The following is a 13,454-nucleotide window of genomic DNA, read 5'->3' on the forward strand; positions in this document are numbered from 1 at the left end:
CATGATCCCGTATTCGCTCCTGGCCACGGCGGTCGCGCTGACCGTCGTGGCCGGGGCCGCGGCCATGGTCGACTCGGCCCTCACGGCCGTCTCGCCCGCCCGCGCCGCCGAGCTCGCCGAGCAGCGTCAGCGGGGCGCGGAAGCCCTCGTGAAGATCATCGAGGACCTGCCGCGCCACCTCAACCTGCTCATCCTGCTGCGCCTGGCCTGCGAGGCCGCCGCGATCGCGATAGTCGCCGTCGTGGCCTTCGACTCCTGGCAGGACTCGTGGCTCGCGGTGGGCATCTCCGCCGCGATCATGACCGTCGTGTCGTTCGTCGCCATCGGCGTCGGCCCGCGCACGCTCGGCCGCCAGCACGCCTACCCGATCGCGCTCGCCGTCTCCGGGCCCGTGGCCCTGCTCGGCAAGGCCCTCGGCCCGTTCGCGAAGGTGCTCATCCTCGTCGGCAACGCGGTCACGCCCGGCAAGGGCTTCCGCGAAGGCCCGTTCGCGACCTCGGAGATCGAGATCCGCGAGATGGTCGACGCCGCCGAGGCCCAGGGCACCGTGGACCACGAGGAGCGCGACATGATCGCCTCCGTGTTCGCCTTGGGCGACACCGTGGCCCGCGAGGTCATGGTGCCGCGCACCGCGATGGTGTGGGTCCCCGCGGACATGCACGCGGACGAGGCCGAGCAGGTCGCGCTCCGCTCCGGCTTCTCGCGCATCCCGGTCGTGGGGGAGGACCTCGACGACGTGCGCGGCGTGGTCTACCTCAAGGACCTCGTGCGCCTCGACGACCGCGTCAACCCGCACGTCAGCGAGGTCATGCGCGCGGTGTCGTTCGTCCCGGACTCGAAGCCGGTCGACGACCTGCTGCGCGAGATGCAGACCGCCCGCATCCACATCGCCACGGTCGTGGACGAGTACGGCGGCACCGCCGGGCTCATCACCATCGAGGACATCCTCGAGGAGATCGTCGGCGAGATCACCGACGAGTACGACAACGAGCTCCCCCCGGTGGCCTGGCTCGACGACCGCACCGCGCGCGTCACCGCCCGGCTCTCCGTGCAGGACCTGGAAGAGCTGTTCGACGTCGACCTGCCCGAACTCGACGTCGACACCGTCGCCGGACTGCTCGCCGCCGAACTCGGGAAGGTCCCGCTCGCGGGCGACCGGGCCCGGCTGGGCGGACTCGAGCTGACCGCTGAAGGTACCGTTGGCCGCCGCAACCGCATCGAGACGGTCCGCGTCGCGCGCCTGCCCGAGGCCGGCGACGCCCCTGCGGCCGCCGAGAACGATGAGAGGCACAAGATCAATGTCTGACCTTCACGTCGACGCGCTCGACGCCGAGGACGCGAAACTCGCCACGCTGGCCCGCGGGGCCGCGGGGCGCGTCCAGCAGCCCACCGGCGCGGCCGTGCGCGACGGCATCGGCCGCACCTACGCCTCGGCGGCCGTCGACCTCCCCTCACTGCGACTCACCGCCCTCCAGGCGGCGGTGGCGCAGGCCTACGCGGCCGGCGCCGACAAGCTTGAGGCCGCGGTGCTCTTCGGCACCGCGTCCGACGAGGACGGCCTCCAGGCCGCCCGGGAGATCAGTGCCGACCTCACCGTCTGGTCGGTCATTCGCAAAGAGGTGACCCGTCTTGCCTAGCAATGACTTCCGTGCAGGTTTCGCCTGCTTCGTGGGGCGCCCCAACGCGGGCAAGTCCACCCTGACGAACGCGATCATGGGCCAGAAGATCGCGATCACCTCCAAGCGCCCGCAGACCACGCGCCACGTGGTCCGCGCGATCCTCCACCGCCCGGACTCGCAGCTCATCCTGGTGGACACGCCCGGCCTGCACCGCCCGCGCACGCTGCTCGGCGAGCGGCTGAACGACCTCGTCCGCCAGACCTGGTCCGAAGTCGACGTCATCGGCCTGTGCCTGCCGGCCAACGAGAAGCCCGGCCCGGGCGACAAGTTCATCGCCGGCGAGATCGCCAACCTCAACGCGAAGGTCGTCGCGGTCGTCACCAAGATCGACCTCGTCTCCAAGGACGCCCTCGTGCGCCACCTGACGAACGTCGCCGCCCTCGCGGACTTCGCGGACATCGTCCCGGTCTCGGCCAAGACCGGCGACAACCTCGACGAGCTCGTGGGCGTCCTCTCGGACAAACTGCCCGAGTCCCCCCAGCTCTACCCGGACGGGATGATCACCGAGGAGCCCGAGCGGGTCATGATGGCCGAGCTCATTCGCGAGGCCGCCCTCGAAGGCGTCCGCGACGAGCTGCCCCACTCCCTCGCCGTCGTCATCGAGGACGTCGAGGACGAGGACTCCGACGGCGGCCCCCGCAAGAAGATCTGGGCCGAGATCTACGTCGAGCGCGACAGCCAGAAGGGCATCATCATCGGCAAGGGCGGCGAACGCCTCAAGCGCGTCGGCACCAAGGCCCGCAAGGGCATCGCCCAGCTCATCGACAGCCGTGTCTACCTCGACCTCCACGTGCGCGTCGCCAAGGACTGGCAGCGCGACCCGAAGATGCTCGAACGCCTCGGCTTCTGACCGACATCGCGAACGGCCCGGCCTCCCATTCGCGGGAAGCCGGGCCGTTCGCATTCCCCATTCCCGAGAAACACCAGGTGAACGCGCGGTGACTGCGCTCACGGACCCCGCTGTGGCAGCACCGGAATGGGATCATGTACTCTTTAACTACCGACGCGGGATAGAGCAGCTCGGTAGCTCGCCAGGCTCATAACCTGGAGGTCGGTGGTTCAAATCCGCCTCCCGCTACTGGATGAAAAACCCGGTTTCCTCGAAAGAGGGAACCGGGTTTTTCTGTGTTTCCTGATAGGCGTGAATGGTGTCTCGTGGTCAGTGCGCTGTTTTGGTGGCGTCGTCGTTCCTTGTGGCCATGAGGGACGGTCCTGATGTGGCGAGGGACCAGAGGGCCAGGGTGGCGAGTGCGATGAGGACGACCGACCAGCCGGGTTCGATCGGGAGCCAGAGGAAGTTCGCCAGGAGCGAGGCGGCCGCGAGGGCCAGGCCCAGGAGGCGGGCCAGGGCGTTGGCGCGGAGGACGCCGATGCCGACCGCGATGGCGAGGACGCCGATGATGAGGTGGACGAGGCCCCAGGCGCCGATGCTGAATCCGAAGTCGTAGCCGGGCGGGGCGGTGAAGTAGCCGCCGGTCGAGAGGGCCGCGATGCCTTGGACGGCTTGGACGAGGCCGCCGAGCATGAGCAGGAGCGCTCCGGGCAGGGCCCGTTTGGTGCTGATCGTCGATGACATCGCTTCCCCCGATCCGAATGCGGCTGATTCGATCATCGTCGCGTGGAGGGCCGCGTGTCCGCGGGTTGGCGAATGCGGGCGGTTCGGGAAATCGGCCGGGGCAGGTTCGGGTTCCGTGTAGCGTCCGGAATCGCGGGCGTGTTCGCCGCGTTCAACCTGCGCACGATGGGAGTGCCACGATGATTCGACGAGCCGGACGACCGGGACTGCTCGGCACGATGGCCCGGACCGCGGTCGTCGCGGGTACGGCCGGGGCCGTGAACCGCGGGATGAACCGCGCCGCGGAGAACCGGGCGCAGACGCAGGCCGACGCGGAGGCTTACCGCCAGCAGCAGACCGCACCGCCGCCCGCCGCCGCCCCTGCGGGCGGGGACGACATGATCGCGAAGCTGAACCAGCTCGGCCAGTTGCACGCCTCGGGCGTGCTCTCCGACGACGAGTTCGCCGCCGCCAAAGCGAAGCTCCTGGCCTGAGCGGGAGCCGGCCATGCGGTTCATCGTCCACACCCTGGTCACGGCCGCGGCGCTCGCGCTCGTCGCGCTGTTGTTGAGCGGGAGATCGACGGGTGCTGGCCCGCCTCCTGGGGTGCGCTGCTCGTGAGCATCGGGCATCGGCCCGGCCTTCCCCGATCGCAAGGCCTCCTGGCCTCACGCCAGGAACGTTGAGGTCGCATTCGTGCCAGCATTCGCGGTGGTCTGCGGGTGGAGTTGAGCGGCACTGTTCGCCGCTCTCAGACGGGACCTCCGCCCATGACCACTGCAACCCTGCCCGCTTCCGACGCTCGTCTACGAGGTTCTTGGCCTGCCGTGGCCGCCGTGATGGCGGGGATCTTCGTCATCGTCACGACGGAGATCCTGCCGATCGGGCTGCTGACCTCGATCGGCGCGGATTTCGCGATCTCGGACGGCATGGCCGGGCTCATGATGACCATGCCCGGGTTCCTGGCCGCGGTGGCCGCGCCGCTGGTCACCGTAGCGACCGCGCGGTTCGACCGGCGCCTGATGCTCTGCCTGCTCATCCTCCTGCTGGCCGTCGCCAATGTGCTTGCGGCCGTTGCCGAGACCTACTGGCTGCTGCTGGCCTCGCGCGTGCTGGTCGGGGTGGTCATCGGCGGGTTCTGGTCGATCGGCGCCGGGCTCGCGGACCGGTTGGTGCCCGCGGCGTCGGTGGGCCGGGCGACGGCCGTGATCTTCTCCGCCGTCCCGCTCGGGTCCGTGCTCGGCGTTCCGGCCGGGACGCTCATCGGGGACCTCGCCGGGTGGCGCACCGCGTTCGTCGTGCTCGGGGCGTTGAGCGCCTTGGTGCTCGCCGCGCTGGCGTTCACGCTGCCCCGTCTGCCCGCGCAGGTCGCCACGCGGCCCAGCGTCCTCCTGGGGCTGCTGCGGGGCGTCGACACGCGGTTCGCCCTGGCGGCGACGTTCCTGATCGTCCTGGCGCACTTCGGGGCCTACACGTACGTCACGCCGTTTCTCGAGCAGGTGACGGGCGCGGGTCCGGCCACGGTCACCGTGGTGCTCTTGGCCTATGGCGCGGCCGGGATCGCGGGGAACCTGGTGTTGGGCGGCCTGGTCGTGCGGTTCCCTCGCGGCGCGTTCGCTTTGGCGGCGTTGGCGATCGGTGTCGCGACGCTGCTCTTGCCGGTGCTCGGGCACGGGCTCGCCGGGGCGGTCGTGCTGCTCGTGGTCTGGGGCGCGGCGTACGGCGGGGTGCCGGTCTGCTCGCAGACCTGGTTCGCGAACGCCGCGCCGGGCGCCCGGGAAGCGGCGTCAGTGCTGTTCACGGCCTCGTTCCAGGCGACGATCGGATTCGGCGCGCTCCTCGGCGGCGCGGTGCTCGACCGGTCCTCGGTGTCGGCGGTCATGGTCGCGGCCGGTGTCACCGCCCTGCTCATGGCCGCGCTGGTCGGCGTTCGGAAGGGCGCCTAGCGGGGCTGGGCGGTCGAGGCGCGGACGACGAGTTTGGCGTCGCAGACGGTCTCGCGGCCGGGAAGGGCGCCGTTCTCCAAGCGCTCCACGGCATGTCGGACGGCGTGCTCGGCGATGCCGGTGGCGTCCTGGCGGACCGTCGTGAGGTTGATGTGGGAGAGGTGCGAGAGGTTGCTGTCGTCGTAGCCGACGATCGAGACCTCGCCGGGGACGTCGACGCCGCCGCTGCGCAGGGCGTGCATGAGGCCGATCGCGCAGCGGTCGTTGGCGGCCAGGACCGCGGTCGGGAGCGAGTCCTCGCTGAGGAGGAGCATCCCGGCCGCGATGCCGGCGTCCTCGTCCTGGGCGCCGGGGATCACGCGGATCTCGTCGGCGAGGCGGTGGCGGCGCATGGCGGCGCGGTAGGCGGTGCGGCGGTCGGCCGAGCCGGGGCCCTTGCCGCCGTCGATGTGCACGATGCGGCGGTGGCCGAGGTCGACGAGGTGGTCGACGGCCTGGCGGACGCCCTTGGCCTCGGCGGTGTGGACGCTGTCGACGCCGGGGGTGGTCGCCTTGCGGCCGACGACGACCGTGGGGACGGTGCCGCCGAGGCGTTCCGTGGCGTGCGATTCGGGGTCGGAGACGAGGAGCACGAGGGCTTCGCAGCGGTGGCCGAGGAGCGCTCCCGTGGCCATGTGCTCGTCGCGGCCGGGCGCGACGGCCGAGAGGAGGACGTCGTAGCCGAGCTGCCCGGCGGCCGGGTAGATGGCCTTGACGACCTCGGCGTGGAAGGGCTGCTCGAGGTTCATGAGGACGCCGAGGGTGCGGCTGCGGCCGCGCGCGAGCATCTGGGCGGCGCTGTCGGGGCGGTAGCCGAGCTCTTCGGCGGCTTTGAGGACGCGCTCGCGGGTCGCCGCCCCGGCGCCGGGGCGGTCGCGCAGGACCAGGGAGACGAGGGTGCGGGAGACGCCGGCGCGCTTGGCGACGTCGGCCATCGTGGCGCGCGGCGGGGCGCCCTGGGGGGCCTCTTGCTGCTGCGGCTCGAGCGCTTCGTCCAACGACTCATCCTCTCCTGGCCTCGGTGGGGCGACCGGGCGGTGACCCGAGTTTATTTCCGTCCGGCGGGGCGGCTTGACGCGCGGCCCCGGAAGTGAGTATATTCCAAATCACTGTCGCGCGACAGTAACGCGCGACAGTGGAGCGCTCCAGATTTCACGCACGAGGAGGTGCCTGTGGCCGCGAGGCATGACGTCGTCACGATGGGCCGGGTAGGGGTCGACATCTACCCGCAGCAGATCGGGGTCGGCCTCGAGGACGTCGAGTCCTTCGGCAAGTTCCTGGGCGGCAGCCCCACGAACGTCGCCGTAGCCGCGGCCAGGTACGGACGCAGCGCCGCCGTCATCACCAAGACCGGCGCCGACCCGTTCGGCCGGTTCGTGCGCAACGCGCTCCGCGGGTACGGGGTCGACGACGCGTTTGTGGGGACCTCGGAGGGGCTTCCCACGCCGGTCACGTTCTGCGAGATCTTCCCCCCCGACGACTTCCCGCTCTACTTCTACCGGCTTCCCAAAGCTCCTGACCTCGACATTCGCGCGGTGGAGCTGGACTTCGACGCCATCCGAGATGCTTCGGTCTTCTGGGTGACCGTCACCGGGCTGTGCCAGGAGCCTTCGCGCTCGGCCACGCTCGCGGCGCTCGAGGCGAGGGGCAAGCGCGGGATCACCGTGCTCGACCTCGACTACCGGCCGATGTTCTGGGACTCGCCCCAGGCCGCCCGCGACTGGGTGAAACTGGCTTTGCCGCACGTCACCGTCGCGGTCGGCAACCGTGAGGAATGCGAGGTCGCCGTGGGTGCGACGGACACTCCCGCCGAAGCCGCCCGGGCGCTCCGCGCGGCCGGCGTCTCGCTCGCCGTCGTCAAGCAGGGCCCGAAAGGCGTGCTCGCCCTCGACGACAGCGGCCAAGTGGAAGTGCCGCCCGCGCCCGTGAACGTGGTCAACGGCCTCGGCGCCGGCGACGCCTTCGGCGGCGCTCTCGTCCACGGCCTGCTCGCGGGCTGGGAGACCGAGCGGATCATGCGCTTCGCCAACGCGGCGGGCGCGATCGTCGCGGGCGAACTCGCCTGCTCCGACGCCATGCCGACCGAAGCCGAAGTGGAGCGCAAGTTGCAGGAGGCACGCGATGTGGAGTGACCGGCTCGCCGAACTGGCCCGGATCCGCCTCACCGACCCCGCCGCGATCCGCAAGGCCGCCGACGCCCGCAAACGCGCCACGAGTCCCGTCGGGCCCTCGGGCAAGTGCTTCATCATCGCCGCCGACCACCCCGCCCGCGGCGCGCTCGCCACGGGCGGCGACCCGATGGCCATGGCCGACCGCGGGGACCTGCTCGGCCGGCTCGTCGTCGCGCTCCGGAACCCTGGGTGCAACGGGGTGCTGGGGACCGCCGACATCCTCGAGGACCTGCTGCTGCTCGGGGCCCTGGACGGGAAGGTCGTCTTCGGGTCGATGAACCGCGGCGGCCTCGCCGGCGCCTCGTTCGAGATCGACGACCGGTTCACCGGCATGCGCGCTGAATCCATCGCCCGCATGGGATTCGACGGCGGCAAGACGCTCACCCGGATCGATCTCGGGGACGACCGCACCGCGCCGACGCTGGAGGCGACGGCGCATGCCGTTGACGCCCTTGCCGAACGTGGGCTGATCGCGATGGTCGAGCCGTTCATGTCGAAGCGCGTGGACGGCAAGGTCGTGAACGACTTGACGACGGAGGGGGTCGTCAAGTCGGTCGCGATCGCCTCGGGCCTCGGCTCGACCTCGGCCTACACCTGGTTGAAGGTCCCGACCGCGCCGGACATGGCGCGGGTCGCGGCCGCTTCGACGCTCCCCATGGTGATCCTCGGCGGCGAGGTCGCCGACCTTGCGGCCCAACGCGAAAGCTGGGGCGCCTCGCTGAGCTTGCCCAATGTGGTCGGTCTGACCGTCGGACGGTCGCTCCTCTACCCGGCCGACGGCGACGTCGCCGGGGCCGTCGACGCGGTGGTGAGCCTGCTGTGAGCACCTACTACTGGCCCGCAGGGTCCACCGCCGAAGGCTCGTACGACACAGTCGTCACTCCCGAATCGGCCGGTTGGGGCTACTCCGGGCTGAAGGTCTTGGCGCTGGAGCCCTCCGGCACCGCGACCTTCACGACCGGCGACGCCGAAGCGCTCGTGCTGCCGCTCTCCGGGAGCTGCACCGTCATCTGCGACGGCGAAACCTTCGAGGTCCAGGGCCGCCGGAACGTCTTCAGCCGCGTCACCGACTTCGTCTACGTCCCAAGGGATGCCGAAGTAACCGTCACCAGCGCGAGCGGCGGCCGGTTCGCGCTGCCCTCCGCGAAGTGCGAGCGCCGCCTGCCCGCCCGCTACGGCCCCGCCGAGAACGTGCCGGTCGAACTGCGCGGCTCCGGCCAGGCCTCGCGCCAGGTCAACAACTTCTGCACCCCGGAGACCTTCGAGGCCGACAAGCTCATCGCCTGCGAGGTCATCACCCCCGGCGGCAACTGGTCCTCCTTCCCGCCCCACAAGCACGACGAGGCGAAGGACGGCGAGGCCGAGCTCGAGGAGATCTACTACTTCGAGGTCAGCGACCCTGCAGGATTCGCCTGGCAGCGCGTCTACGGCACTCCCGAACGCCCGATCGAGGTCTCCGAGGAGGTCCGCAGCGGCGACGTGGTCGTGATCCCGCACGGCTGGCACGGCCCGAGCGCCGCCGCCCCCGGCTACGACCTCTACTACCTGAACGTGATGGCCGGACCCGGCGCGGACCGCGCCTGGCTCATCAGCGACGACCCCGCGCACGGATGGGTCCGGTCCACCTGGACCCCTGAGGATCTCGATCCGCGCCTGCCGCTGTCCTCGGCCGTGGAGAAGGAGGGCGACGATGCCTGACACGATTCGACTGACCACCGCCCAGGCGCTGGTGCGGTTCCTCGCCTCGCAGTACTCCGAGCGCGACGGGATCGAGCAGCGCCTCATCCCGGGCGTGTGGGGGATCTTCGGCCACGGGAACGTCGCCGGGCTCGGGCAGGCGCTCCTGCAGGCCGCCCAGATCGGTGAGGCCGACCTGCCTTATTACCTGGCCCGCAACGAACAGGCCATGGTCCACGCTTCGGCGGCGTTCGCGAAGATGAAGAACCGCCTCCAGACGTTCGCCTGCACCGCCTCGACCGGACCGGGCTCCACGAACATGATCACGGGCGCGGCGCTGGCGACGACGAACCGGCTTCCGGTGCTGCTCTTGCCTTCCGACATGTTCGCCTCGCGCGTGCCGGACCCGGTGCTGCAGCAGCTGGAGGACACGCGCGCCGGGGACGTCTCCGTGAACGACGCGTTCCGGCCGGTCTCCAAGTACTTCGACCGCGTCTCGCGGCCCGAGCAGTTGATCCCGGCGGCGCTGGCGGCGATGCGGGTGCTGACCGATCCGGTCGAGACCGGGGCCGTGACCTTGTGCCTGCCGCAGGACGTGCAGGCCGAGGCGTTCGACTGGCCGGTCGAGTTCTTCCGCAAGCGGGTCTGGCGCATCGGCCGCCCGATGCCGGAACCGGACGCGGTCGCGCGGGTCGCGGCGCTGCTGCGCTCCGCGGAGCGGCCGCTGATCGTCGCCGGTGGCGGCGTCGTCTACTCCGAAGCTGAAGTCGAGCTGCGGGCCTTCGCCGAGGCGACCGGGATTCCCGTGGCCGACACGCACGCCGGCAAGGGCGCCATCCCGTGGGACCACCTTTCGGCGGTCGGCGGGCTCGGTTCGACCGGCACCTCGGCCGCGAACGCCCTTGCCGCCCAAGCGGACGTGGTGCTCGGCATCGGGACCCGCTACTCGGACTTCACGACCGCCTCGCACACCGTGTTCGGCGACCCCGACGTCACGTTCGCGAACCTGAACGTCGCCCGCCTCGACGCCGCCAAGCACTCCGCCGAGATGCTGCTGGCCGACGCCAAGACCGGTCTGGGCGCGCTTGCGAAGGCTCTCCACGGCTGGAGCGTCGCCGACGAGTACCGCGCGGAGACGCGCCGCCTCGCCGAGGAATGGCAGGTCGCCGCCGATGCGTGCTTCAACCTGAACCACGGCCCGCTGCCCGCCCAGACCGAGATCCTGGGCGCGCTGAACGACGTGCTCGACGACTCGGACGTGGTCATCAACGCCGCCGGCTCGATGCCCGGTGACCTGCAGATGCTCTGGCGCGCAAGGGACCCGAAGGCCTACAACGTCGAGTACGCGTTCTCGTGCATGGGTTACGAGATCGCGGCCGGCGTCGGCACGAAGATGGCCGCCCCGGACCGCGAAGTCGTGGTCCTGGTGGGCGACGGCTCGTACCTGATGCTGTCCTCCGAGATCGCGACCATGGTCTCCGAGGGCCTGAAGGTCATCATCGTGATCGTCCAGAACCACGGGTTCGCCTCGATCGGGTCGCTCTCCGAATCCCTCGGCTCCCAGCGGTTCGGCACCAAGTACCGCTACCGCGACGGCGAGTCCGGCCTGCTCGACGGCGACGTGCTCCCCGTCGACCTGGCCGCGAACGCCGCCAGTTTCGGCGCCGAGGTCATCGAGGCCGACAGCGTGGCGTCCTTCCGCGCGGCCGTCGCCCAGGCGAAGGCCAACGACCGCACCACCGTCGTCCACGTCGAGACCGACCCGACCGGCCCGAACCCGCCCGGTTCGGCCTGGTGGGAAGTGCCGGTCAGTGAAGTGTCCGAGCTCGACTCCACCCGCGCGGCCCGCGCGACCTACGCCGACCACAAGCGCGCCCAGCGCCACTACCTCTGAGGGACTTGTCATGACGACCATTGAGCATTGGATCGGCGGGGCGTTCACGCGCGGCGCGTCGACCCGCACCGGATCGGTGTTCAACCCGGCCACGGGCGAAGCGCAGAAGCAGGTGCTGCTGGCCGAGGAGTCCGATGTGGACGCCGCGGTCTCGGCCGCCGCGAAGGCCTTCGAGACCTGGGGCGACTCGTCGCTCTCGCAGCGCAGCAAGGTGATGTTCCGCCTGCGGGAGCTGCTCGTCGAGCATGAGGACGAGATGGCGAAGCTGATCTCCTCGGAGCACGGCAAGGTCGTCGAGGACGCCCGCGGCGAGATCATCCGCGGCCGCGAGGTCGTCGAGTACGCCTGCGGCATCGCCGACGTCCTGAAGGGCTCCTACTCCGACCAGGTCTCGCGCGGTGTGGACGTCTTCAACTTCCGCCAGCCGCTGGGCGTCTGCGCGGGCATCACCCCGTTCAACTTCCCGATCATGGTCCCGATGTGGATGCACCCCATCGCGATCGCCACCGGCAACACCTTCATCCTCAAGCCCTCCGAGCGCGACCCCTCGGTGTCGAACCTGATCGCGGAGCTGTACGCCGAGGCCGGGCTGCCCGACGGCGTCTTCAACGTCGTGCACGGCGACAAGACCGCCGTGGACGCGATCCTGGACCACCCGGACATCGCCGCCGTCTCCTTCGTCGGCTCGACCCCGATCGCGAAGTACGTGCACGAGAAGGCGTCCGCGACCGGCAAGCGGGTCCAGGCCCTCGGCGGGGCCAAGAACCACGCGATCGTCCTGCCCGACGCGGACCTGGAGTTCGCCGCGAACCACCTGACCGCCGCTGCGTTCGGCTCGGCCGGACAGCGCTGCATGGCCATTTCGGTCGGCGTCGCGGTCGGCGACGCCGGTGACGCCCTGGTCGAGGTGCTCAAGCGCAAAGCCGAAGAGGTCAAAGTCGGTCCCGGCGACGACCCGGCCTCCGAGATGGGCCCCGTCGTCACCGCCGCCGCGAAGGACCGCGTCACGGGCGCTGTCGCCAAGGGCGAAGCCCAAGGCGCCCAAGTGATCGTGGACGGCCGGGACCTCACCGTCCCCGGCCACGAGGGCGGCTTCTTCGTCGGCCCCTCGCTCCTCGACCACGTCACGGTCGACATGGACGCGTACCAGGAGGAGATCTTCGGGCCCGTCCTCTCGGTCGCCCGCGCAGCGGACATCGACGAGGCGATCGCGCTCATCAACGCGAACCCGTACGGCAACGGCACCGCGATCTTCACCTCCTCGGGCGCGGCCGCGCGCCGCTTCCAGCGCGAGGTCAAGGTCGGCATGATCGGCGTCAACGTGCCGATCCCCGTGCCGATGTCCTACTACTCCTTCGGCGGCTGGAAGGACTCCCTCATCGGCGACTCCCCGATCCACGGCCCCGAAGGCGTGCGCTTCTACACCCGCGCCAAGACCGTCACCACCCGCTGGCCCGAGGTCAAGCAGTCGGTCGACGCCGCATTCCACTTCCCGACCTCCAGCTAAGCACCGCAAAGGAGACCGACAATGCCAATTGATGGCTCGCAAGCTTCGCCAAGAGGGACGACGACAGAAGCGCTGAACCTCAGGCTCGGCTCGGCCCCCGACTCGTGGGGCGTCTGGTTCCCCGAGGACGAGCGGCAGCTCCCGTACGACCGGTTCCTGGACGAGCTGGCCGGCGCCGGCTACGAATGGCTGGAGCTGGGCCCGTACGGGTACCTGCCGACCGACCCCGAGGTACTGGCCGACGAGGTGGGCAAGCGCGGCCTCAAGGTCTCCGGCGGCACCGTGTTCGGCAACCTGCACCGGCCCGAGAAGTTCGCGGAGACCATCGACATCGTCTCGAAGGTCGCGAAGCTGACGGCCTCGCAGGGCGCGAAGCACGTCGTGTTCATCCCGCCGCTGTTCCGCGACGAGAAGACCGACGCGATCAACGATGTGACCGAGTGGGACGCCACGCAGTGGAAGACGGTGCACGCCACCGCGAACCGCATCGGCAAGCAGATGTTCGAGGAGTACGGCGTCACGATCGCGCTGCACCCGCACGCGGACTGCCAGATCATGACCCAGCCGCAGATCGAGACGTTCCTGGACGGCACGGACTCGGACTACGTGTCCCTGTGCCTGGACACGGGCCACGTCGCGTACGGCGGCGGGGACAATGTGGACTTGATCCGGCGCTACGGCGAGCGGATCGGGTACGTGCACATCAAGCAGATGGACCCCGAGATCCTGCGGCAGGTGCGCGACGAGGGCCTGGGCTTCGGCGAGGCCGTCAAGCGCGGCGTCTGCGTGGAGCCGCCCGCGGGCGTGCCGAACCCGGCGGACATCGTCGCCGAACTGTCCACTCTCGACGCCGAGCTCTTCGTGATCGTCGAGCAGGACCTGTACCCGTGCGAGCCTGACGTGCCCTTCCCGATCGCCGTGCGCACCCGCAAGTACCTGGGCGGCTGCGGCCTCGGCGCCGGCCGCCAGCAGTCCTGAACCAGCCC

At 70.5% G+C, this 13,454-nt stretch carries 13 protein-coding genes and 1 tRNA gene; 12 read left to right on the forward strand and 2 right to left on the reverse strand.

All coding sequences use genetic code 11. From position 1 onward, the window contains the following. Position 1: 1 nt before the first annotated feature. The 4 genes from O2L01_RS06475 to O2L01_RS06490 all read left to right on the forward strand — a co-directional run bounded on the left by O2L01_RS06475 (position 2) and on the right by O2L01_RS06490 (position 2,757). Complete coding sequence (locus O2L01_RS06475) at positions 2-1,306, forward strand: hemolysin family protein (RefSeq protein WP_270121091.1); 1,305 nt, start codon at positions 2-4, stop codon at positions 1,304-1,306. Next, the gene (locus tag O2L01_RS06480) at positions 1,299-1,637 is read left to right on the forward strand and encodes a cytidine deaminase (protein ID WP_270121092.1); all 339 of its coding nucleotides are present in this window, start codon (positions 1,299-1,301) and stop codon (positions 1,635-1,637) included. Before O2L01_RS06475 ends, O2L01_RS06480 begins: the two co-directional genes overlap by 8 nt. Further along, positions 1,630-2,529, forward strand: coding sequence for a GTPase Era (gene era, locus O2L01_RS06485; RefSeq protein ID WP_270121093.1), 900 nt, complete (start codon positions 1,630-1,632; stop codon positions 2,527-2,529). The genes O2L01_RS06480 and era overlap by 8 nt, the downstream gene beginning before the upstream one ends. A 154-nt stretch (positions 2,530-2,683) precedes the next feature. Next, positions 2,684-2,757 (forward strand) — tRNA-Met (locus O2L01_RS06490). Positions 2,758-2,838: 81 nt separating this feature from the next. On the opposite strand, the gene O2L01_RS06495 is transcribed toward O2L01_RS06490, so the two are convergent. Continuing rightward, a complete protein-coding gene (locus O2L01_RS06495) occupies positions 2,839-3,255 on the reverse strand; it encodes a DUF7144 family membrane protein (RefSeq protein ID WP_270121094.1) in 417 nt (138 codons plus the stop codon). Between the two features lie 179 nt (positions 3,256-3,434). On the opposite strand from O2L01_RS06495, the gene O2L01_RS06500 reads away from it, so the two are divergent. Further along, positions 3,435-3,728, forward strand: coding sequence for an SHOCT domain-containing protein (locus O2L01_RS06500; RefSeq protein ID WP_270121095.1), 294 nt, complete (start codon positions 3,435-3,437; stop codon positions 3,726-3,728). Positions 3,729-4,004: 276 nt separating this feature from the next. Beyond that, entirely contained in the window at positions 4,005-5,180 is a 1,176-nt protein-coding gene (locus O2L01_RS06505; RefSeq protein WP_344469063.1) for an MFS transporter, read from the forward strand. Here O2L01_RS06505 and O2L01_RS06510 read toward each other — a convergent pair. Next, positions 5,177-6,154, reverse strand: a complete 978-nt coding sequence (locus O2L01_RS06510) for a LacI family DNA-binding transcriptional regulator (protein ID WP_344469172.1) — start codon at positions 6,152-6,154, stop codon at positions 5,177-5,179. The genes O2L01_RS06505 and O2L01_RS06510 overlap by 4 nt on opposite strands. Positions 6,155-6,391: 237 nt before the next feature. Here O2L01_RS06510 and iolC point away from each other — a divergent pair, with 237 nt between their 5' ends. The 6 genes from iolC to O2L01_RS06540 are packed head-to-tail and all read left to right on the forward strand — an operon-like array spanning position 6,392 to position 13,446. Further along, positions 6,392-7,351, forward strand: coding sequence for a 5-dehydro-2-deoxygluconokinase (iolC, locus tag O2L01_RS06515; protein ID WP_270121098.1), 960 nt, complete (start codon positions 6,392-6,394; stop codon positions 7,349-7,351). After that, on the forward strand, positions 7,341-8,213 hold the full coding sequence (locus O2L01_RS06520; RefSeq protein ID WP_270121099.1) for a Cgl0159 family (beta/alpha)8-fold protein: 873 nt from the start codon (positions 7,341-7,343) through the stop codon (positions 8,211-8,213). Before iolC ends, O2L01_RS06520 begins: the two co-directional genes overlap by 11 nt. Then, positions 8,210-9,088 carry a 5-deoxy-glucuronate isomerase gene (gene iolB / locus O2L01_RS06525; RefSeq protein WP_270121100.1) on the forward strand — a complete coding sequence of 293 codons (879 nt, stop codon included), beginning with the start codon at positions 8,210-8,212 and terminating at the stop codon, positions 9,086-9,088. The genes O2L01_RS06520 and iolB overlap by 4 nt, the downstream gene beginning before the upstream one ends. After that, entirely contained in the window at positions 9,081-10,961 is a 1,881-nt protein-coding gene (gene iolD, locus O2L01_RS06530) for a 3D-(3,5/4)-trihydroxycyclohexane-1,2-dione acylhydrolase (decyclizing) (protein WP_270121101.1), read from the forward strand. Before iolB ends, iolD begins: the two co-directional genes overlap by 8 nt. Before the next feature lie 10 nt (positions 10,962-10,971). Continuing rightward, the gene (locus O2L01_RS06535; protein ID WP_270121103.1) at positions 10,972-12,468 is read left to right on the forward strand and encodes a CoA-acylating methylmalonate-semialdehyde dehydrogenase; all 1,497 of its coding nucleotides are present in this window, start codon (positions 10,972-10,974) and stop codon (positions 12,466-12,468) included. 21 nt (positions 12,469-12,489) lie between these two features. After that, positions 12,490-13,446 carry a TIM barrel protein gene (locus O2L01_RS06540; RefSeq protein ID WP_270121104.1) on the forward strand — a complete coding sequence of 319 codons (957 nt, stop codon included), beginning with the start codon at positions 12,490-12,492 and terminating at the stop codon, positions 13,444-13,446. Positions 13,447-13,454: the final 8 nt, after the last annotated feature.

Origin of the sequence: Glycomyces lechevalierae, assembly GCF_027622945.1 — a bacterium.
Lineage (GTDB): Bacteria > Actinomycetota > Actinomycetes > Mycobacteriales > Micromonosporaceae > Glycomyces > Glycomyces rutgersensis.